This window comes from Luteolibacter sp. Y139, from assembly GCF_038066715.1.
Classification (GTDB): domain Bacteria; phylum Verrucomicrobiota; class Verrucomicrobiia; order Verrucomicrobiales; family Akkermansiaceae; genus Haloferula; species Haloferula soli.
Genome location: NZ_JBBUKT010000004.1, coordinates 451,020 through 471,895 on the forward strand (window position 1 = coordinate 451,020; position 20,876 = coordinate 471,895).

Here is a 20,876-nt window from a genome sequence, read left to right on the forward strand (position 1 = left end):
GCGCAGGGAAATCCGCTGGTATGCGATGAGGGAGTGGCCGGGGTGACCGGCAGCGAACCAATGGCGCAGGAACCAAGCAGCATGGGGACTTCATTTTCCGAGAGACCGGGGCGGCAGGAGAGGCCACACTTGGGGATTGCCAATGGCTCCGGCTTGCGGCGTTCGTCACGTTACGAGCTGATGGAACCGTTTCTCGAGAAGGTGCTGTTTTCCGCCGCGGCCGGGTTTTCCCGGCCGGAGGAGCGGCAGCGCTTTCTGGAGTTCATCGCGACGGCGGATCCGGGGGTGCGGAAGCAGCTGGAGGATCTGTTAGGGTTGGAAACGTCGGCGGAGAGTTTCTTCGACCTGCAGCCGGAGGTGGGGCCCGAGGCTGTGGCCGATGGCAGCAGCGAGGGGATTGGCGGGACGATCGGGCGCTATCGTTTGATCGAGCGGATCGGGGAAGGTGGCTGTGGGGTGGTTTATCTCGCAGAGCAGCTGGAGCCGGTGAAGCGGAAGGTGGCGCTGAAGATCATCCGGCTGGGGATGGACACGGAGAATGTGATCGCGCGCTTCCGGGCGGAGCGGCAGGCGCTGGCGCTGATGGATCATCCTAACATTGCCCGCGTGTTGGATGCGGGGGCGACGGGATCGGGGCGGCCGTACTTTGTGATGGAGCTGGTGGATGGCGAGCGGATCACGGAGCTGTGCACGGCGCAGGGTATGGATCTGCGGCAACGGCTGGAGCTTTTCGTGAAGGTTTGCCAGGCGATCCAACATGCCCACCAGAAGGGCGTGATCCATCGCGACATCAAGCCATCCAATGTGCTAGTGCGATCGCGTGACGGGGTGGCGGAGCCGAAGGTGATCGACTTCGGCATTGCGAAGGCGACGGCGGCGAGTCCGTCGGGAGATGCGACATTCACGGTGGTGGGGCAGTTTGTGGGGACGCCGGCTTACATGAGTCCGGAGCAGGCGGAAGGTGGGGTGGACATCGATACGCGCAGTGATATTTATAGCTTGGGCGTCTTGCTTTATGAATTGGTCGCGTGTCGGCCGCCATTCGAGTCGAAGCGGCTGACGCAGGCGGGGATCGAGGAAATGCGGCGCATCCTGCGTGAAGAAGATCCGCCGCCGCCATCGACGGTGTCAGGTAACGGCGGTGACAAGGTGGGTGATCTCGATTGGATCGTGATGAAGGCGATGGCGAAGGAACGCCGGCGTCGCTATGATACCGCGAATGGTCTGGCGGCGGATGTGATCCGGGTGCTCAATGATGAGCCGGTGATGGCGCGTCCGCCGAGCCGCAGCTATCGTCTGGGCAAGCTGGTGCGGCGGAACAAGCTGGTATTCGCGGCTGGCAGCGTATCGGTGTTGGCGCTGGTGGCGGGCTTCGGGGTTTCGATGCGGATGTTCTTCTTGGAAAAGGCGGCGCGTGAGGAGCAGATGCGGCTGAGCGGGGTCGCCGAGGAAGCGCGGGTGGTGGAAACGAAGCTCCGGGAAACGGCGGAATTCCGTGCGCAGGTGGCGGCGGCTGCCGTGCAACTCGGTCGCGGTAATATCGCGGAGGCGGACAGGCTGCTGTCGGAGATTCCGATCGATCGCACCCCGGTGTCGCTGGAGGCGGCCGAGTGTTTCCGCAAGGTCGCGGATTGGCATTGGAGCGAGGGGCGGCCAGGTCCTGCGGCGGATCGCTTTGTGTCGTTTGTTCACGCGAGGACATCGGTGGATGACTCGGATGACAACAGCGTGTCGTTTCACATCATGCCTGCGGCGTCGGCGCTGTGCTACGCTGGCAAGATGGCGGAGTATGATGCGTTCCGGGACTTTGCGATCCAGCGGTTTGGCGGGACGAAGAATCCGCAGGTGGCGGAACAATTGTTGAAGGCATCGCTTTTGAAACCGGCGAGTCCGGAGACGCTGCGGAAGCTGACGAGAGTGGCGAGCTTTGTGGAATCGGCGGTGAACGATCCGAATGGATGGATCGCGAATGATCCTTACCTCGCTGGTTGGAGTTGCTTCGTGCTCGGGCTGAAGAGCTATCGCGACGGGGATTTCCAGAAGGCGACGAAGTGGCTTCATCAAAGCCTATCGTATCCGCGGGAGAATTTTCCGAAGGATGCTTCGGTGCGGTCGATCCTGGCGATGATCGATAGCCTGGAGGGTCGGAAGGCGAACGCGTTGCTTGGGATCCAGATGGCGCATGAGCCGATTGACAAGGCGATCGCGGGAAGCGGGGCGATCCGGGATGGGTTTGGGGGGTATTGGTTTGATTGGGTGAATGCGAAGCTGCTGGTGGATGAGGCGGGGGTGGCGCTGGGGCCTTGATGGTGGAGTGCGGACATGTGGTCGTGCGGTGTCGACGGGACGTCGATACCCCTTAAGGGGAAGCCCGGCGCACCTTGTGGGTGGGCCGGGCTTGAGGGACCGTTCCGCGCTGTCACCAGCGCGCCTACGTTAAATCAATCCATCACGGCTGGGTGGCCTGGAGCTGGATGAAGAGCTTGGCAGGCTGGGTGCCGGTGATGTTGGCGGTGACGGTGGTGGTGCCTGTTAGAGGGGTATTGAGGGCGGGGGTGAGGGTGATGGTGGTTCCGCCTTGGGTGGCACCGGAGGTGTTCCAGTTCTGGAGGTCGGTGGACCAGCGATAGGTCGCGGTGAGGTCGGTGGGGAGCGACGCATTCTGCGAATGCTGGAAGGTGAGGGTGGTGGCACCGGTGCGGGCGAGGTTGCGGAGGCCTTGGTTTCTGGAGGTGGGACTGCTGCCGAGGAAGGCTTCGATGCCATTGGCGAGGCCGTCGCGATCGGGGTCGTCATCGAAGCCGTTCTGGGCTCCGACGGCGGGATAGCCGATGATCCAATTCGCGAAGGTGGGAATGAGCGGGCTGTAGAGGAGGTAAGCCGGGGCGAGCGCGCCATTGCTCATGCGAATGTCATCGATGTGGCCGAAGTAGCGGTCGGTGTGGCCGCCATTGTAGAGGCCGCGTCCGACGGTGAAGACGCCGGGATCCCAGTCGCCGCCATCGCCGGCACCGGTGGAGAGTGCGGGGTTGGTGCTGGCGGAGATGTTGGTGCTGGCGAGAAGCGTGTAGTTGGCGTCGCCGTTGGTGATGTTCTTCGAGTAAAGCTTCAGCGTCTGGCCATCGGAGGTGGCGGCGACGGCGTGCCACTTCGCGTCCTGGATGGCATTGGCAGAGGAGGTGGCCTTCCAGTTGTTGCCTGCGGCGTCGTTGAAGGAGACTTGCAGGGCGCCGGTGGGAGTGAGCTGGAAATAGAAAGCGGCCAAGCCGGTTTCTCCGGCGAAGGCGCCGACGCTGTCGCGTCCGATGAAGGTCTGGTAGCCATTGGTGGCGTCATCGGGACGGATGGCGGCCTCGATGGTCCACTGCTGCGGGCTCCAACTTGTCAGGCTGGTGCTGATGGCGGTGAGCGATGGATAGGCACCGGCATTCTGCATGCTGAGGGTATTCGCAACGCCGGTCTGTGGCGTGGTGGGTGCTGCGATCTGCGGGCGATACCAGGCCCAGCTGTTGGTCCAGACGGAGAGGTTGTTGGCGTTACCAGACTGGTCGAAGATGCTGCCTTCATACTGGTTGGCGGCGGTGCGGTTGTAGGCGACGTAGCTGTTGGAAGTGCCTTCCTCGAAGTTCCAGTAGGCGACAGTGGAGGGATTCGGGTTGGGCTTGGCTTCCAGATTCGCGTGGAAGATGTAGTCACCGGTGAGCGGGATGACGCTGGTGCCGAGAGTGCCGGTGACATTCCCGCGGAAGGCTGCGCCACCGGTGTAGGTGCCGGTTCGCGAGCTATTCAGCTCGAAGAAGGGGTCGCCGGACAACGGGGCGGCCTCGAAATAGTAGGTGGTATTCGGGGCCAACTGGATGCCGAGGCCGGAGAGATTGAAGGTGAACCAACGTCCGGTGCCGGCATCGCCGCTGCCAACGATAGCCGCGCCGTCGTAGGCGGCGGCGTATCTCAGCATGGGCGTTTTCACATTGCCGCTCATGGTGCCGACCTGGAACTCCCACTGGTCGCCCGGCTGGATGTCATAGGCGGTGCCGGGGGCGGTGACGGACGGCCACTTCACATTCTGGAAGGTGAAGGACTGGAGGAAGTAGCCCTGGGGATTCGACTTGGTGGTGAAGGTCTGTCCTTTGCTCGTGCGATTTTCGGCGAGGAAGGTGGACTCGTCGTTATCGGTGGCGGTGGTGGTGCCGTTGATGGTGTCGGGCTCGGCAATACTACCAGAGAAGTAGTAGACGTCATCCGCATCGGTGACGGGGCCGGTCAGGCTGGTGGTGACGGGGGCGGGGAGAAGCGCGGTGACAGGGATTTGTACGGTGGCGTCCGAGGTCGCGCCCGAGGGATCGGTTACGCGAACGACGAAGCTGTTCGTGCCGCCGTCGGCCGAAGTGGGTTGGCCGGAGAGGGTGCCATTCGCAGCGACGGTGAGCCATGCGGGTCCACTCAGCTTCGAGAAGGTGAGGGGATTCGAATCCGGATCGCTGGCATAGGATGCGAGCGTCTGCCCGGTGTAAGGTGACAGCGAACTGCCCGAAGGCAGGGTGATGGGGTCTGAAGTGAAGACGGGTGCCTGGTTCGCGCTCTGTCCCCAGAGGGTCCAGATTTCCGCGCCGCTCAGAGCCTTGGCATAGAGGCGGAAGTCATCGACGCGGCCATTGAAGAGAGGGTCTGCGTACTGGCTCTTGCCGATGTAGTTGTTAGTCGCGGGGAAGTGGGCGGGAGTGGCGTCGAGATTGAAGGCGGAGCCGACGGGCTTGCCGTTCATGTAGAGGGTCATGTAGTCGCCCTTGATCACGGCGGCGAGATGGACCCACTGGCCGGTGGGCAGGGCAGTGGTATTGACCTGATACTCCTGGTTTTTGCCATTGATGACGTCCTTGATCGACAGCCGCATGCCTGCGCCGCCGGCCCTGGGGGTGAGGAAGAAGTTTTGGTAGGTCCCGGTGCCGAAGTCGAAGATGCGCTGCCAATCGCCGCCGCCGTCCCAATTCACCCAAGTGGCGATGGTGGTGCCGGCGGTGCGGCCCATCGCGTCCGGCAGGTCGATGTAGTCGTCGGTGCCATCGAGATCGACGGCTTGGCCGACTTGTCCGGCGACGTAGGCGGGGGAGCCGAAGGCGGTGCCGTGATTCGAGTTCAGGCTATCGGTGGCATTGCCATTGAAACTCCATTGGCCGAGTTGCGACGAGGGATAGACCCAGAGTTCGCGGGGGCGGTTGATGAGTGTTTCATTCGCGCCGGTGACGGTGCAGCGGTAGGTGCCGGCGTCGGTGGCCTTGGCATTGGCGATGCGCAGCTTGGCGGTGTTCGCGCCGGAGATGTCGCCGCCATTGGTGAGATTCACGCCATTGCGAGACCACTGCCATGAGACGGCCAACGGTGACTCGACGCGGAACTCGGCGGTATCGCCGACCACCACGGCTTCATTCCGCGCCTCGCGGGTGTAGGAGAGGATGCCCATGTCGGTGCGGATGCCGGCCATGATGCGGGCCTGCCAGTAGCGCTGGATGAAGCCGTCCTCGTTGTCGTAATTGAAGCCGCCGGGCCAGATGGCGTGGCCGTCGCCGTGGAGGCCATCGCCGAAGTCGTGGTAGGTATCGAGCTCGGCTTGGTTGCCATACTTGCCCTTCCATACGCCGCCGGCGATCAGGCCCGGGTAGTTCCCGTGGGTGCCCATGCCGAAGGTGTGGGAACCTTCGTGGAAAACGACGCGTTCATTGCGGATGCCGCCGAAGCCCATGTCGCCATTGTAGTTGGCCTGGGCGGTGGGAATGCCGGAGCTGTAGTAGACGTTCCAGTGCTTGTTGAAGGAGCCGACCTGATTGAGGAAGGCGGCGACGGTCGTGACGGAGGCGCCGACCTGCTGCTCTTCCCCCGAATTACCGATATTGAGGGAGTAGGTGATGTCGGCCTTGGCCGGGGAGACGGCGGCCAACGCGAGGGCGAGCGATGCGGCGACCTTTCGCGACGCGGGCATGGCCGGGCACGAGGGCATACGAAGCTGGGGCCGAGTGCTCGACCGGTGGGTTTTCAACATGGGGCTTGGGTTCTTGGGTAAGGTAACACCGAAACGGCAGACGGCCCGGGTCACCTCTCCGGATAGGAGCGGTATTCCGGTCGGAAATCCGACATCAGTGTGAAATTTATACCACGGGTCAAACGTGTTTTCTTTCGTGAGAATCGCACAACCCTCGGAGCATCAGTTCCCGACGGAATTCCGGAAGAAAGGGGGGCCAGTGAAATTGTGCGTCTTTGTCGGGTTCTTGAGCTAAAATACGATAATCAGTCAAAAGCCGGACTCGCGAGCCGGCCGAAACCCAAATTCCGGGTCGCCCGGGCGACCTCCAATCCAGACTCAATGTCCGCTTTTTTTCTCCTTCCGCGCCGGATCCTTCTGGCCGCGTTCCTCGTGTTCGCCGGTCGCGCAGGGGCGCAGACGCTCGACAATGAGAAAGCCAGCTACGCGACGCTGACCTCGGCGACGGTGACGATGACGGGGCATTCCGAGCTGACGATCACCGGCAGCGGGGATCCGATTCCGGGCTGCACAATCCACCTGAACTCGGAGGACTCGTGGGTGTTTTTCCAGAATGTGTCGCCGACCACCGTGGTCTCGACGCTGCTCTCGCGGCTGCGGGTGAACGGGGCGACGGCGGTGGCGGACACGAATGTGCGAGTGGTGCAGTACGTCAATGGCGCGGTGGTGGTGGCGCAGGGAGCCGCATTCAAGCCGCTGGAGGTCTTCACCGGCACGCAGATGACGGGGGCCTCGGCGAAGCTGAGCACCTATACGGAGTACAACAATCAGGCGCTCGGAGTTTTTGCCGACAACGTGCGGTCCTTTGTTTTGAAGCGGGGTTACACGGCGACCTTTGCGGAGAATGAGAATGGCACGGGTGCGAGCCGGAACTTCGTGGCGCAGGATAGTGATCTGGAGGTGTCCTTCATGCCGAGCGGCATGGATGGCACGGTGAGCTTCGTGCGGGTCTATCCGTGGCGGTGGGTGAGCAAGAAGGGCACTTGTGACACGGATGCCGTGGCGATGAACGCGGCGTGGCGCTACAACTGGAACAACAATCAGAACTCCACGCGGAACTGGGAGTATGTGCTGATCAAGCAGCAGCCGTATTGGCCGGGGCTTGGCAATGCGGGAGTCTACAAGACGCAGCAGGTGGATCACGTGCTGGGTTTCAACGAGCCTAACAACTCGGTGGAGGACGCCTACAAGAACCTCTCGCCGCAGGGGTCGACTACCGATGCGGTGGCGAAGTGGGATGAGTTGTTAGGGACGGGGCTGCGCGTGGGTGCGCCGGCGGTCACGGATGGTGGCTACTCGTGGATCGTGGATTTCATGAACCAGGCGAACGCTGCGGGGAAGCGGGTGGATTATGTGCCGGTGCACTACTATCGCTCTTATCCCAACAACAATAATCCCTCGGGAGCGGCTACGAATCTCTACAATTACCTGAAGAGCATCTACGACGCGACCGGGAAGCCGATCTGGGTGACAGAGTTCAACAACGGCGCGAACTGGACGGGGGATGCGGATCCGACCTTCGATCAGAACAAGAGTGTCATCGAGGCGATGGTCAACATGATGGACAGCACGCCGTGGATCGAGCGCTACTCGGTCTACAGTGCGGTGGAAGAGGTCCGGCAGATTTACAACAACTCGGGAGCGCTGACGCCGATGGGCATCATGTATCGCGACCACGTGGCTCCGATGGCGTACCAGCAGGCGGTGCCGAACACGGGGAACTCGGGCAATGCCACGTATCTTTTTGAAGGCAACGTGCGCGACACGCAGAGCGGTAACAACGCGGTGGTGTATGGGACGCCCAAGCTGGTGGCGGGCAAGCATGGCAAGGCGCTTTCGTTCGATGGTACGGATGACTACCTCATGCTGCCGGGGAAGCTGGGGGATAGCACTGATTTCTCCTTCGCGGGGTGGGTGAAGTGGAACGGCGGGAATGATTGGCAGCGGATCTTCGACTTGGGGAATGGGCAGGCGAACAACCTGATGCTGACGCCGAGGTCGGGGAACAACACGTTGCGATTCGTAATCAAGTATAACAACGGTGCGGAGCAGCAGCTCAATGGCACCACGCTCCCCGTGGGCGTGTGGACGCATGTGGCGGTGACGATTTCCGGCGATACCGGGAAGCTCTTCGTGAACGGCGCGCTGGTGAACACGAATGCGGCGATGACTTACAATCCCTCGCAGATCGGCACCGAGCTGAATTACCTGGGCAAGAGCCAGTATCCGGATCCGCTGTTTGCGGGTTTGTTAGACGATGCGCGCTTCTACAGCTATGCGCTGACGGATGCGCAGGTGAGCGCGCTGGCGGTATCGATGGCGCCGCAGTTCGTGGCGTCGCCGGTGATCGGGAGTCCGGTGGTGGATCAGTTTTTCAGCGGTGCGCTGGCGTCGCAGTTGGCGGTAGGTAGCCCGGCGGCGACGTTTAGCAAATTGAGCGGGCCGGGGTGGATTTCGGTTTCGGCGGATGGCTCGATCACAGGGGTGCCTCGTATCGGGGATGCGGGTTTGGGGCAGTTGCTGGTGCGTGCGACTTCCAGTGGTGGGGCGATTGCTGATGCCGTGATTCCGGTGGCGGTGGGTGCGGGCAATCCGCTGGCGAGGTATGCTTTCAATAGCAATGCACTGGCTGCGGCGGGCACGGCGAATGCCACGCTTGTCGGAGGGCCGGTTTACGCGCCGGGGCAGAAAGGGCAGGCGATCCAACTGGATGGCACGGATGACCATGTGGTGCTGCCGAAGGGGATCGCGTCCGGGGACGAGATCACGATTGCGACGTGGGTGCTGTGGGGTGGTGGAAACAATTGGCAGCGGATCTTTGATTTCGGGAATGGGACGGGCAGCTATCTCTTCCTGACGCCGAAGTCGGGGTCGAACACGCTGCGCTTCGTGATCTATCAGAATGGCACCGAGAGCGCGCTGGAGACGTCGGTGCTGCCGACCGGGACATGGACGCATCTGGCGGTGACGCTGGGTGGGGGGACGGGAAAGCTCTACGTGAATGGCAACCTCGCGGACACCGAGACGGGGATCACAATCAAGCCGTCTGACATCAAGCCGACGTTGAATTACCTGGGGCGGAGCATGTATGCGGCGGATCCGTACTTCAGCGGGCGCATCGATGACTTCAATGTCTTCCAACGGGTGCTGTCCGCGACGGAGATCAACACGCTGCGGACGGGCAATGCGCCGGTGGTGGCGGTGAATCCGCTGGTGCTGGCCACGGCGACGCCGGGGGTGGCTTATGAGGCTTCGATTGCGAACGCGGCGACGGTTTCGCCGGGGACGCTGACGTGGTCGAAGGTGGGCGGGCCGGCGTGGCTGACGGTGGAGGCGGATGGGCGGATCTCCGGTGTTCCTAGTAGTTCGGACAGCGGGACGCTGCCCTTCCGCGTGCGGGCCACGACGGGCGGGGTGATTTCGACGGATCTGGATCTGACGCTCAATGTGCAGCCGCCGGCGGATCTGCGGGCGCACCTGGAGCTGGATGGGAATGCGAGCGGGACGGTCGGCGGGATCAACGCGACGGCGACGGGAGGGCCGGTTTATACGGTGGGGGTGTTTGACCAAGCGGTGGATCTGGATGGGACCGATGATTTCCTGCAACTGCCGTCGGGGATTGCCTCGGATCTAACGGATTGCACGTTCGTGGCGCGGTTCCGGTGGGATGGGGGGAATGCGTGGCAGCGGGTGTTCGACTTCGGCAACAACACGACGCAGAATTTCTTCCTGACGCCGGGATCGGGCAATGGAACGATGCGGTTCACGATCACGACGACGGGGAATACCAGTCCGCAGACGCTGGAGACCGCGTCGCCGGCGGTGGGCGAGTGGACGCATGTGGTGGTGGTGCTTTCCGGCAATACGGGCACGCTGTATGTGAATGGCGTGGCGGCGGTGACGGGTGCGATCACGATCGATCCGGCGAACATGGCGCCGACGCTGAACTACCTGGGCAAGAGCCAGTGGCCGGATCCGCTTTTCAACGGGGCGATCGATGACTTCCGCATCTATACGCGGGCGCTCAATGCGAACGAGGTGAAGGCGATGGCGGTGCCGCCTGCCGCGACGGTGGTGCCGCGTGGTTACAACTGGTGGGCGATCAACCAGGCCTTCACCGCGGGGCAGAGCGGTGCGGAGGTGGATGCGGATGGGGACGGGCTGAGCAACGCGATCGAGTGGCTGCAGGGTTCGAATCCGCTAGCGGGAGGGAGCGGGCAGATGCCTCAGGCGAGCCGGCTTTCGGCGGCGGCGGTGGGGCTGGCGGGTAGCAAGAGTTACCTGGGCTTCAGCATGCGCATTCGCAAGGACCGGCCGGGAGTGACGTTGATTCCGGAGGGAGCGGCGACGCTTGCGGAGCTGGGGACGCCGGCGGCCGCGGCGAATGTGAGTCAGGCGGGTGCGCCGGTGGATGATGGCGACTTTGAGGTCTTCACTTGGTACTATGAGGTGCCGATCGATGATGCGGCCAAGGGATTCGTGAGGCTGCGGGTGCTGCAGGAGTGATCCGGGGTAGGCCTTCGAGGCTACTCCAGAAACTCCAGTCTCCTATACATACTGGAGTTTCTGGAGTTGTTGCCGGTCCTGGAAGCGGGGCTTTGGAAGACGTTACGCATTGGCCGGGAGTTTGACTCGACGGAGCCGTTCGATAGTTTCATGGGATTCCTCCTCTCCCATGAAGCTGATCTTTTCCGCGCTGCTGTTATTGCTTTCGCCGGTAGCCATCGGGGGCGAGAAGGAATTGCCGGTCAGCGTCGCTGATTCGGGATCGAAGGCGGTGGATGAACTGGTGGCGGGATTGGTGTCCCGTCGTCCTGCGCCGGCGCCGACGAGCACGGAGGAGCCGAAGGAGCTGGGGCAGGAGGGTGGACTGGGGCTGGTGTCGATGTCGGGGCGCTATGCGACAGCGGAGGTGGAGGCGTCGATTCGCAAGCTTCAGGAGCTGGGGCCATCGGCGTTTCCGCACTTGCTGAAGCATTTGGATGACGACCGGTATTCCTATAGCGACCAGCCGTTCGTTTCCGGGATCAACGGACAAGGCTGGATGAACCACTCGGTGGGCGAAGCTATCCACGAGTTCGTGCTGACGAATGACCTGGCCTGGGTGAGTGGCTACAAACTGCGGGAGAATGCAGAGGGCAAGGCGCACCATCCGCTGAGGATCGAGGACTACATCAAGATCCGCGGCGGGATGGAGGCGTGGGTGGAAGCGGTGAAGGATCGCTCGCGAGCGTCGGTGTTCACGGAGTTCATCGACTGGTGCATCGCGGAGGAGAAGAAGCGTGGTTTCGAGGACAAGGAGGATGAGGAGTTCATCCTCGGGAGGTATCTGAAGAAGAGGAAGGAGATCGAGGACGGGAGTGGGAAAGAGTAACGTGGGGAAGCGCGATCCATTCGCAGGCTTGAGCGATCAAGGCTTGAGCCGCTGGGCCTCGTCCGCGATCTTTTCAAGGGCATCCTCGCCGAAGCGGCGCGAGATCTCGGCCTTCATCACTTCATTGTAGGCTTCCATGTGCTGCATGATCTTTTTGTCGATGACGCAGCCGGAGACGCTGCGCACTTGGATGCCATGGCGTTCGTAGAGAAGCCGTTCGTAGGTGGCGATCCCGGGCGAGACCATTCCGGCCGTTTCGAGGCCGAGCTTGCCGGCGGCGATGTCGGCGCGTGCATCGGCCTTGCCTTTTCTAGATGCGCTGCTTCCGCATCCGCAGCAGGCGAGGAATGCGCCGATGGCCAGGGACTGGAGTAAGATTCGCTTCACTGCTTCTGAAAAAATAAACCGGCTGCCGTGTCACGGCAAGCCGGTCGAATCGGGCTCTGCTTGTGCGAGGGGGTTATCCCAACTTCGCGTCCATGGTGATCTCGGCATTGAGAACCTTGGAGACGGGACAGCCGGCCTTGGCCTTGGCGGCGAGGTCCTGGAAGGTGGCGTCGTCGATGCCGGGGATGGAGGCGGTGACGTCGAGGTGGCTGGCGGTGATGGCGAATCCGCCGTCCTTTGGCTCAAGCGAGACGGTGGCGGTGGTGGAGATTTTCTCGGGGGTGAAGCCGGCCATGCCGAGGATCATGGAGAAGGCCATGGAGAAGCAGCCGGCGTGGGCGGCGCCGATGAGTTCTTCGGGGTTGGTGCCGGGTTCGCCTTCGAAGCGGGTCTTGAAGGAGTAGGGCTTGGCGGTGAGTGCGCCGGAGCCGGTGCTGAGGATGCCGGAGCCTTCCTTGAGGGAGCCCTGCCATTGGGCGGATGCTTTGTGTTTCATGGTGTGTTGGTAGTGGGGTTGGGGAAGTGATTGCGGGTGTGACCGGCAATCGCTGTGGAGGAGAGCAGGCGGCTGCCGTTTCGCAAGGGAGTTTCGGCGACGGATGTGGTGCTTGGACGCGTCGACGGAACGTCGACACCCCTTAATGTCTCGCTCGGTAGTCGGAGTAGAGCTGGGCTTGGGCGCGGATGGCGGCTTGGTGGATGCCGAAGCGCTTGGCGATTTCGTCGACGCGGCGGTGAAGGGTGCCGTGGGAGGAGGTGGTCTTGTTAGGCTCGGTGAGGACCCAGCCGAGGAAGGCATCGAGGCGGAAGCCGGCGGCGGTGGCGTAGCGGGAGCCGGTGATGTCGGCTTTCAGTTCGATGTCCGGGTTGGTTTCGGTGTGAGCGCCGAGTTTTTCGGTGAGATGGGCGAACTCATGGCCGAAGAGGAAGGCCCAGGTGTTGGCGGGGACTTTCTTTGCGGCGAGGGGGTGGATGAAGATGGTGCAGTCGGCTTGGGTGCCGCGGATGCGGACGAGGGGGCCGGGGTTTTCACCGAGGCGGAGGTGCCAGTTGATCTTGCGACCGGAGGCGCGTGCGACTTCGCCGGCGATGGTCTGGAGCTCGCCGAAGTTCAGGGCGGGGCGGTAGCGGGGATCGGGGCGGGCTTGCATGCCGCGGCGGGGAGCCGGGGCGGGCTTTTTTTGTGCGGGTGCCGCGCTTCGAGAGGTGCTGGAAGTCGGGGGCGGCCCGGGGTCTCTGGCCTCAGACGGGATGACCAAGGCGGCGGCGAGGGTGGCGGCAAAGGCGAGAGGGGCAGGGGTGAAGAGATGGGGCTTCATTGTGAGGCTCCAATAGAGACCAGAAATCGGGGGAGGAAAGGGAAATGAGGGTGCTGCCACGACCACCCGGTGGAGGCGCCGTTCACCGAGGCTAGTAGGTAAAAGTGAGGCTTCGGCGCCAGCTTTCCAGTATTTATCCTTTGCCATAACCTTCGACTAATCTTTTTCTAGATCTTTGTCCGCTACTGTTCCGGTGCCCGGGAAGTGGCCCAAGGGTATGAAGGAACCTCGAACATAGTGATCGTTTGAATCTGCATCTTGGAATGTTTGTCGGCGTTGGGGTGATGGCAGGGGGATTGTATTTTCTCCATCGCGAAATTGACCGGATTTTTGCGGAGGAGAAGCGGCGGAGCCGGGCACCCTTCAAGGAGAAGCTGCTCAGACCTCCCGGAGAGAGCTTGCGCCTGAAGATCGAAGAACTTCACGACGAGTTCATGGAGCAGGGGCTGGTCCTTGCTGTAACCACAGCGTGCACGGGCGGTGCAATCATGGTCTTCACTTTCCAAGCGTGGTGGATGAATGGAATCGTCTGGACGATAATTTCAGCAATAGGTTTCGCCTGCGGGCGACATCGCTGGAACAAGCTCAAGGGGCTGCGGAAAACCTTGCGGAACTACCGGCTGGGATTCGATGGTGAACGCTACGTGGCGGAAAAACTATCCGAGCTCATCGGACAGGGTTATCGAGTGTTCCACGATTTTCTTTTCGATATGAAACCGGGTGGCGATGCTACGAACTTCAATATTGATCATATTGTGGTAGGTCCCGCTGGCGTGTTTGTTTTGGAGACCAAGACGTATCGCCAACCCAATGGTGAGTTGCCGGAAGGAGATGAAAGGCACAAAGTGAGAGGGGATGGTGACGCGCTGTTGCTTCCCGGAGGGCATCGGCAACGGAAGCCCCTGAAGCAGGTGAGAAAGAATGCAGATGAGCTTTCGAAATTCCTAACCGGAACCTCTCCAAGTCGGGTGCCGGTCTATCCGATTATCGCCATGCCGGGTTGGTATACCGAGGAGGAGGCGTTTCCAGATCTTCTGGTTCTTAATCCGCTGCGTATTTCGGCCCGCATATCGAGGTTTTCCCAGAGCGACGTTTTGCCCCCTAGTGAGGTACGAATGATTGCTGATCGGATCGAGGCTCATTGTCGAAACGTGGATAGTGCATGAATGCGCCCACAAACCAAACAACGGCTGGCCACCAGGGTCAGGAAGCTCAACGCAAGGGTCGGCTGGCACAATGGGAGGATGCGAGGGGCTTTGGGTGGGTGCAGGCGGAAGGGCTGCGGATCTTTGCACACATCAGGGATTTCGAGCGCGGGCAGCCTCGTCCGGTGGCGGGGGATGAGGTGACGTTCACGACAGGAGTGGATGTGCAGGGCAGGGCTTGTGCCAAGCGGGTGCGTCTGGTGAGGACGACGGGGAGGATCGGTGTGGGGGCTTGGCTATTGCTCGCGGCCTTGCTGGTGCTGCCGCTCTTTTCCACGGAGTATTTGCCGCTGCCCAAATGGGAAGTGCCGACGGTGATGGCAGTCGCATCAGCGGTGGCGTGGATTTGCTATCGCAGCGACAAACGGCGGGCGGAATCCCGGCAATGGCGGATCAAGGAAGCACGCCTTCATCTGATCGAATTGCTTGGCGGTTGGCCGGGGGCGTTCCTGGCGCAGCGGAGGTTCCGGCACAAGACGAGGAAAGTTTCGTTCCAGTTCATCTTTATTTCGATCGTGATCCTCCATCAGCTCGTGGCGGTGGATGTGATCCTGGGACATGCTCTTAGCCGGCGGGTGTTGAGGGAGCTGAGCGAGGTCCTGGAAAAGAAGGTTCCTTCAGGATCTCCCCGTTCGTGACGCACGGGAGTATCGTGGACAGAACGTCCGCACTCCTTATGCTGCCGTGCCATGCAGCGGAACCGGCTGGTGTATGGAGGATGGATCGTGGTGGTGATCGCGATGGGGCTGGTGTCGCGGTCGGGGTGGGGGAGGGAATTTTTGGCGGTGTTTGTGAGGGAGTATGCGGGGGATGCGTTGTGGGCGTTGATGGTGTTTTTGGGATTGGGGTTTTTGTTTCCGCGGGTGGAGATTTGGAAGATTGCGGCGGGGGCGCTGGGGATTTCGTTCGGGGTGGAGGTGAGCCAGCTGTATCACGCGGAGTGGATTGATGGGATCCGGGCGACGAGGATGGGGGGATTGGTGTTGGGGCGTGGGTGGGTGGCTACGGATTTGATTTGTTATGCTGTTGGAGTCGCGGTGGGAGTCGTTGGGGAGAAGTTTGCTGGTTTGAAGTGTTCAGCTTTCAGGGAAGGCGGGAGATTGCCGAGTGATCGGTCTGATCAGTGAAAGCCACAGGACCGGCGCAAGGAACGAACCGCAGAGACGCAAAGGTCGCAGAGGAAGCGCGGAGAAGGAGTGAGGGCAGGGGAAGGTCGGTGTTCTAACATTGACCTCCTGCGGAACTCGAACGGCTGGTGATGACGGAGGTCATACTGCTCACGGCCTCTTCTCCCAATAGCTTCCTCCAGCACGCTGAGTTGGTCGGATCTATGGCAAAATACGCGCGCGTAGAGGCGTGTTACAAAATTACCTAGAAAAACTTGGATTCTACCGCAGGTGGTAGTTGGGGTGGCTTGTTCCTACCAAATGGACGCATTTGGCTTCCGACGTCGCGCGTTCTTCGACTGAAAAATGGGTGATCGCTTTTGACACCGGCATATATGCGTGACCGCATTATTCCAACTGATCGATTCGCTTGCTGGTATCCTTTCTGACCTCAAAGCGATTGGCTTGTGTTTGTTGTTCTTTGAGAAGTTTTTCAGACGTCGGAAAAGAGTTCCTCAACATCTCAAAGAGGGGAGGCGTAAGGACGGCCGCCGTCGGAAGAACCGACGTCCCACGCGGCGACCTAGGAAGTGAAGAGCTCCCTTATTGTGAGGGGAAGCCGGTGAGGATCGCGGGGATGTTTCGCGAGGGGCTGGTGAAGTGCCACTGGTGGCAGTATTAAAAAGAAAAAGAGGGGACAGGAGTGTCCCCTCTCCTTAGGGCTGCTATTTTTATTGGAAGCTTATGGGGTGGGGTTCCAGTTGGGGTCGGTGAGGTTGAGGCGGGCGAAGGCTCGGGTGGAGTTGGGGAGGGTGATGGTTTTGCGGCCGCCGCTGGATGAAGTGGCGGTGGCGTCGAGCCAGGTGGGGGAGAGATTGGTGGAGGTTTGGGCTTTGAGGGAGATTGGCTGGCCGGGGGTGGTGGTGAGGTAGGTGGAGTCTTCTACCCATGAGAAGGTCTTGGTGCCGGAGCTTACCGTGAGGCGGGGGAGGTTGGGGTCGTTCGGGTTGTAGACCTCGGGGTTGGTGCCGCAGGCGAATTCGATTTCGTTTGAGAAGCCGTCGCCATCGGGGTCGGCGGCGGGGTGGCGTTGGGGGCCGAGGAGGCGGAAGTAGCCGCGGCTGCCGAAGTTGGTGAAGTAGCGCGGCTCGGTGGCGGCGGGGTGGATATTGAGCTCGGCGCGGACGGCGCTCCACTTCCAGTCCTTGATCTGGATGTAGTAGGTGGTGCCGGCGGTGATGGATTCGATGCGGACACCTTCCGGAAGATCGAGGCCGGTGATCATGGTGAGGGAGCCGGGAGTGCCGGTGAAGACGTAGATGCCGGCAGAGCCATCACTGCCAAGCTGGGAGAAGCGGTAGGTGCCGCTCTGCGGGCAGGTCCATTTCCACCAGAGGGTGTGATCGTAGGACCATGGGGTGATGGTTTCATTCGGGACGCCGGTTTCGGCGGTGGCATTGAAGATCCAGCCGCCATCGCAGGCGATCAGGGCGGAGCCGAGGTTGGTGGCGTTGGCGAGGTTGTCATTCGGAGGGATGGTGGTGGGGATGGATTCGAGCCAGAAATCGATCTCGCCGCGGTTGTTGGTGCCATCGATGCAGAATAGGTAGTCGTAGCCTGCCTGCACCTTCATGCCGCAGGTGGAGAAGCCGAGGGAGACGCGAACGGGGGAGCCGCCGGGAGCTCGCTCGTAGGCGGTGAGGCGGGTTTCGAAATCGCTGAGGCGGGAATCGAGACGGATGGCGCCGGCGGCGGGGGCGGTCCATCGCCACCAGACGGTGGCTTGTGGGGGTGCGGAGGGATACCAGTCTTCATCGGTGGCGGCGGTGGTGGTGGCGAAGACGTTATTGCCATGCAGGCGCTGTGGCAGGGCACCGGTGATGGGGGTGGCGCTGGCGAGGTCGTCGGTGCCGCCGGGAGGGTAGGTTTTGAACTGGAAGACATCCGCGCCGACGCTGTCGATGGCGATGCGGTAGGTGACGCCGGCGGTGGTGGGAAAGAAGACGTGTTCGGTGCCCTGGGCGACGACGTTGAGCGTGGCGAGGGTATTGCCGGTGTAGATGGCGATGCGGGTATTCGTGGTATTGAGGAACTCGCGGATGATGCAGGGGGCGGAGGTGGTGGGGGTCCAGCGGAACCAGTAGGAATGCGCGGCGGGGCTGCCGGCGTGGGCGGGTTCGCCGGCTTCAGCGGTGCCACCGCCGCCGATGAAGCCGTAGTAGGGGAGGGCGAAGGTGGCGAGGTCGGTGGCCTCGGCGAACTTGTCATTGTCGGCGCGCAGTGGGAGCGCTTGGCCGAGGAAGAGGAGCAGGCAGAAGAAGAGGCGGGCGGCGAGCAGCTTCATGACGCCGTGAACCTTACCGGAAAATCGGGGAGGATGAAGTTCCGAGTTTTCCGGGGTTTCGGGGGTATAAAGAGGCGGTTCGCTGGCGGCTGGACAGTGGGGAGGCGACGCGCTAACAGGGGAGTATGGCCCAAGGATATTACAAACTTAAGGGTGGGGCGTCGTGCCGCTTCACGTTGCTTGCCGCGAACCATGAGGTGATTCTGACCAGCCAGAGCTATGACTCGAAGGCGGGGGCGGAAGGAGGGATCGAGTCGGTCCGGAAGAATGGTCCGGATGCGAAGAACTATGAGAAGAAGACTTCGTCGGCGAAGCAGCCGTATTTCGTGCTGAAGGCGGGGAACGGGCAGATCATCGGGACGAGCGAGATGTATACGAGCGAGGCGGGGAGGGATAATGGGATTGCCTCGGTGCAGGCTAACAGTGCGAGTACGACGGTGAAGGAGGAGTGAGGTGAAGTTTGCTAGGTTCTAGTTTTCAGTTTTCAGGAAGAAGACTGATGCGGGGCATTGGCGATGCCGCGGGATTGATCAGTGGGGCGAACGTCGCACTGGCTTCCGCATTCTCACGAATGCGCCTACGGTTGGAGAAGTGGGCCGTCCCCGTGCAACGACAGGAGTGTCGTTGCTCCTTATGGGGTGACGTTTGAGTAAGGGGAGTAGCCGCCGCGGTGGTAGGTGCGGATGCGGTAGTGGAAGGCGGCGGGGTTTTTGAGGCCGGTGTTTTCGAAGCTGGTGGCGGTGGGGGAGAGGTCGGCGATTTCGTAGAAGGGGGCGTTGTCGAGGGAGGCTTCGATTTTGATGCCGGAGATGGGCGGTTGCGTGGCGTCGTTTGTTAGAGGCCAGTCGAGGCGGATGAGGTCGTTGGAGACTTTGGTGGCTTTAAGATTGCCGGGGGATGGTGGTGGGGCGGGGAGGTTCTTTTCGATGGTGACGTGGTCGAAGAGGCCTTGCGGGGGATCTTCTTTTTTGGTGCCGGGCGGGTTGCCTTCGGCGCTGACGAGGAGGCCGGCTAGGGCGGCGGTTGGGAGATTGAGGGTGCTCTTGCCGACTTCGAACCACTCGATGCCATCGGGTGATTGGTAGGCGGTGAAGTCGTCGCCGTGGCGTTGGAGGCGGAACCAGACGGGGAGCCAAGTGTAGTCGTTGCCGGGCTTGGTGGTGACCTTGCCCTTGTCATCGCGAGTGCGGAAGCGGGCCTGGCGGCCGCCGGCATCGCCGAGGGTCATGGCGGCGATGCGCGGGGACTTGCTGTCGCTGTCTCTAACAATGATGCCCATCATGCCGACGGGGCCGCGCCATTCGACGAGGCGGGCGGTGAGGTCGAAGTCGCCTTCGATGGGGGTGCCGGTGAAGCTGCCATCGATGGCCTTGCCGGTGGCGGGGACGATGAAGGAGTGGCCGGCGGCGTCTGAGAAGGAGGTGTCTGCGATGGAGGTGGATTGGAAGGCGGGGGGCAAGGGGCCGGGCTTGGCGGGTTCGGCGCTGGTGGGGGTGGAGGGCTGGCTTTTGCCGGCGTTATTGAGAGCGGCGATGGTGTAGTGGTAGGTCTTGCCGGGCTCGACATCGGTGTCGGTGTAGGTGGGCGTGGTCCAGACGTTGGTGGAGTAGATGGACTTGAAGGGGCCGCCGGGTGAGGTGGCGCGGGTGACTTCGTAGCCGTGGGCGGTGTAAGCGCCGGAAGGAGACCATTTCAGCTCAATGCGATTGATGCCGGGGGTGGCGGTGACTTCGCGCGGGGTGGGAGGCGGGGCGGTTGTTAGAGGCGAGGCCTTGGCATCGAGGGTGTAGGTGAGGGTGCCGTAGCCGAAGACATCGACCTCGCCGGGTTCGGGGCGGCGGAGTTCGGCGAGGAGCTGGACTTGAGGGGCCTTGAGCTTCTGGCGGACGACGTAGTGATTGTACATCAGCTCGAAGTGCGAGGTGAGGAGGCGGCCCTTGTAATTACGAGAGATGTAGTACTGGTTGGCGCGGTCGTCGTTGGTGTAGAAGGTGTAGGGGACGCCTTTCCAGAGCGTGAACTGCGCGGTGTATTCGCCGGCGGCGAGGAGGCGGTTGTTGTCGTGGCTGAAGAGGTCGAGGCCTTGGTTCCAGGCGACCTGGCAGGTTTCGACGAGGAGACCCATGCCGCCCATGGCGTGGGCCTGGTCGCGGCCGCTTTCCTGCCATTGGCCGAGGCCGCCGGGGTAGAGGAAGGGAACGGCGTTCTTGAGCGAGCCCATGCCGCGGCCGTTCTTGAAGTAGTCGACGGCTTCATCGAACTTCGCGGAGTCATCGCAGAAGACGCCGATGGCGAGGATGGCGCGGAGATTGCAGGTGTCCCAGTTGGCCCAGTAGTTGTTGTCCTCTGATCCATTGTGGCGGACGAGGAAGTCGTGGCAGACGGGGTAGAAGTAGTCTAACAGGAGGTGCTTGAACTTGTCCTGATCGGCGGCGGACCAGCCGGGGTAGGTGCGCAGGACTTCGGCGGCGAGGGCGAAGCTGCCGATGGGGATGCCGCTGAGGCCGGGTTGGTCTGGGCCCTTGGGAAGTTCGTTCACGGTGGAGGCCCAACCGTTGAGAATGCGCACGGCGCACTCGGCGTGGTCCTTTTCGCCGGAGATGACCCAGCGGAGGGCATTGAGGTAGGCGGCGGTGGCGTCGTCCTGCGCGCGCTGGCGGCTGGCCATGTGGGGGTGGGGTGCGGCCTTGTAGTCGCTGGCGGCCTTGCGGTCCTTGAGAAGGGTTTCCCAGCCATCGATCCATGGGTGCTCCTTGGCGGCGACCTTGGTCTTCATGCGGTCGAAGTCGGCCTGGGTGTGGAGGCCACCGGGGTGGATGAAGTCGCGGGCGAGGGCTGGCGCGAGAAGGCAGAGGGAGAAGAGCAGCGTGCGAAGGGAGGTCATGAACGAGGAAGAAAAGCGGCGGATAGAAATACGGACGGCCTTTCAGGCGTGTTGCTGCGGGGATCGCTTACCATGGTAACAGTCGAAGCAACGCCTGCTTGCCAATGTAAATCCGCGAGCCGTCGAGAAGCGGTGCGGGATTGCCGATGGTGGGGCCGGGTCCCGTTATTTGGGTATAAACGGGAAGGGTTGCCGTGGAGTTGGGTTTCTCCACGGCAGC

12 protein-coding genes and 2 pseudogenes are annotated in these 20,876 nt (G+C 61.9%); 8 read left to right on the forward strand and 6 right to left on the reverse strand.

Annotation, left to right across the window (positions count from 1 at the left end; translation table 11 throughout):
* Positions 1-180 precede the first annotated feature (180 nt).
* On the forward strand, positions 181-2,307 hold the full coding sequence (locus WKV53_RS12960; protein ID WP_341405024.1) for a serine/threonine protein kinase: 2,127 nt from the start codon (positions 181-183) through the stop codon (positions 2,305-2,307).
* Positions 2,308-2,449: 142 nt separating this feature from the next.
* Here WKV53_RS12960 and WKV53_RS12965 read toward each other — a convergent pair whose 3' ends face one another.
* Positions 2,450-5,977, reverse strand: a complete 3,528-nt coding sequence (locus tag WKV53_RS12965; RefSeq protein ID WP_341405025.1) for a LamG-like jellyroll fold domain-containing protein — start codon at positions 5,975-5,977, stop codon at positions 2,450-2,452.
* Positions 5,978-6,958: 981 nt separating this feature from the next.
* On the opposite strand from WKV53_RS12965, the pseudogene WKV53_RS28710 reads away from it, so the two are divergent.
* From WKV53_RS28710 to WKV53_RS12975, 3 genes and pseudogenes are all read left to right on the forward strand, one after another.
* A pseudogene (locus tag WKV53_RS28710) lies at positions 6,959-9,193 on the forward strand (LamG-like jellyroll fold domain-containing protein); the annotation flags it as partial.
* A 48-nt stretch (positions 9,194-9,241) separates the two neighbouring features.
* A pseudogene (locus tag WKV53_RS28715) lies at positions 9,242-10,543 on the forward strand (LamG-like jellyroll fold domain-containing protein); the annotation flags it as partial.
* A 169-nt stretch (positions 10,544-10,712) separates the two neighbouring features.
* The gene (locus tag WKV53_RS12975) at positions 10,713-11,411 is read left to right on the forward strand and encodes a hypothetical protein (protein WP_341405027.1); all 699 of its coding nucleotides are present in this window, start codon (positions 10,713-10,715) and stop codon (positions 11,409-11,411) included.
* Between the two features lie 36 nt (positions 11,412-11,447).
* Here WKV53_RS12975 and WKV53_RS12980 read toward each other — a convergent pair whose 3' ends face one another.
* The 3 genes from WKV53_RS12980 to WKV53_RS12990 all read right to left on the reverse strand — a co-directional run bounded on the left by WKV53_RS12980 (position 11,448) and on the right by WKV53_RS12990 (position 12,949).
* On the reverse strand, positions 11,448-11,798 hold the full coding sequence (locus tag WKV53_RS12980) for an FEKKY domain-containing protein (RefSeq protein WP_341405028.1): 351 nt from the start codon (positions 11,796-11,798) through the stop codon (positions 11,448-11,450).
* A 73-nt stretch (positions 11,799-11,871) separates the two neighbouring features.
* Complete coding sequence (locus tag WKV53_RS12985) at positions 11,872-12,294, reverse strand: OsmC family protein (RefSeq protein ID WP_341405029.1); 423 nt, start codon at positions 12,292-12,294, stop codon at positions 11,872-11,874.
* A gap of 142 nt (positions 12,295-12,436) precedes the next feature.
* The gene (locus tag WKV53_RS12990) at positions 12,437-12,949 is read right to left on the reverse strand and encodes a hypothetical protein (RefSeq protein ID WP_341405030.1); all 513 of its coding nucleotides are present in this window, start codon (positions 12,947-12,949) and stop codon (positions 12,437-12,439) included.
* A 413-nt stretch (positions 12,950-13,362) separates the two neighbouring features.
* On the opposite strand from WKV53_RS12990, the gene WKV53_RS12995 reads away from it, so the two are divergent.
* The 3 genes from WKV53_RS12995 to WKV53_RS28625 are packed head-to-tail and all read left to right on the forward strand — an operon-like array spanning position 13,363 to position 15,449.
* The gene (locus WKV53_RS12995; protein WP_341405031.1) at positions 13,363-14,283 is read left to right on the forward strand and encodes a nuclease-related domain-containing protein; all 921 of its coding nucleotides are present in this window, start codon (positions 13,363-13,365) and stop codon (positions 14,281-14,283) included.
* Positions 14,280-14,960 carry a DUF1294 domain-containing protein gene (locus WKV53_RS13000; protein ID WP_341405032.1) on the forward strand — a complete coding sequence of 227 codons (681 nt, stop codon included), beginning with the start codon at positions 14,280-14,282 and terminating at the stop codon, positions 14,958-14,960. The genes WKV53_RS12995 and WKV53_RS13000 overlap by 4 nt, the downstream gene beginning before the upstream one ends.
* A 51-nt stretch (positions 14,961-15,011) precedes the next feature.
* Positions 15,012-15,449: a ribosomal maturation YjgA family protein gene (locus WKV53_RS28625; RefSeq protein WP_345789655.1), complete on the forward strand. Its 438-nt coding sequence runs from the start codon at positions 15,012-15,014 to the stop codon at positions 15,447-15,449.
* 721 nt (positions 15,450-16,170) lie between these two features.
* On the opposite strand, the gene WKV53_RS13005 is transcribed toward WKV53_RS28625, so the two are convergent.
* A complete protein-coding gene (locus WKV53_RS13005) occupies positions 16,171-17,772 on the reverse strand; it encodes a thrombospondin type 3 repeat-containing protein (protein ID WP_341405033.1) in 1,602 nt (533 codons plus the stop codon).
* A gap of 125 nt (positions 17,773-17,897) precedes the next feature.
* Here WKV53_RS13005 and WKV53_RS13010 point away from each other — a divergent pair, with 125 nt between their 5' ends.
* A complete protein-coding gene (locus WKV53_RS13010; protein WP_341405034.1) occupies positions 17,898-18,224 on the forward strand; it encodes a YegP family protein in 327 nt (108 codons plus the stop codon).
* Between the two features lie 179 nt (positions 18,225-18,403).
* Here the strand turns inward: WKV53_RS13010 and WKV53_RS13015 are convergent, their stop codons facing one another.
* Entirely contained in the window at positions 18,404-20,656 is a 2,253-nt protein-coding gene (locus tag WKV53_RS13015; RefSeq protein WP_341405035.1) for an alginate lyase family protein, read from the reverse strand.
* Between the last annotated feature and the right edge of the window lie 220 nt (positions 20,657-20,876).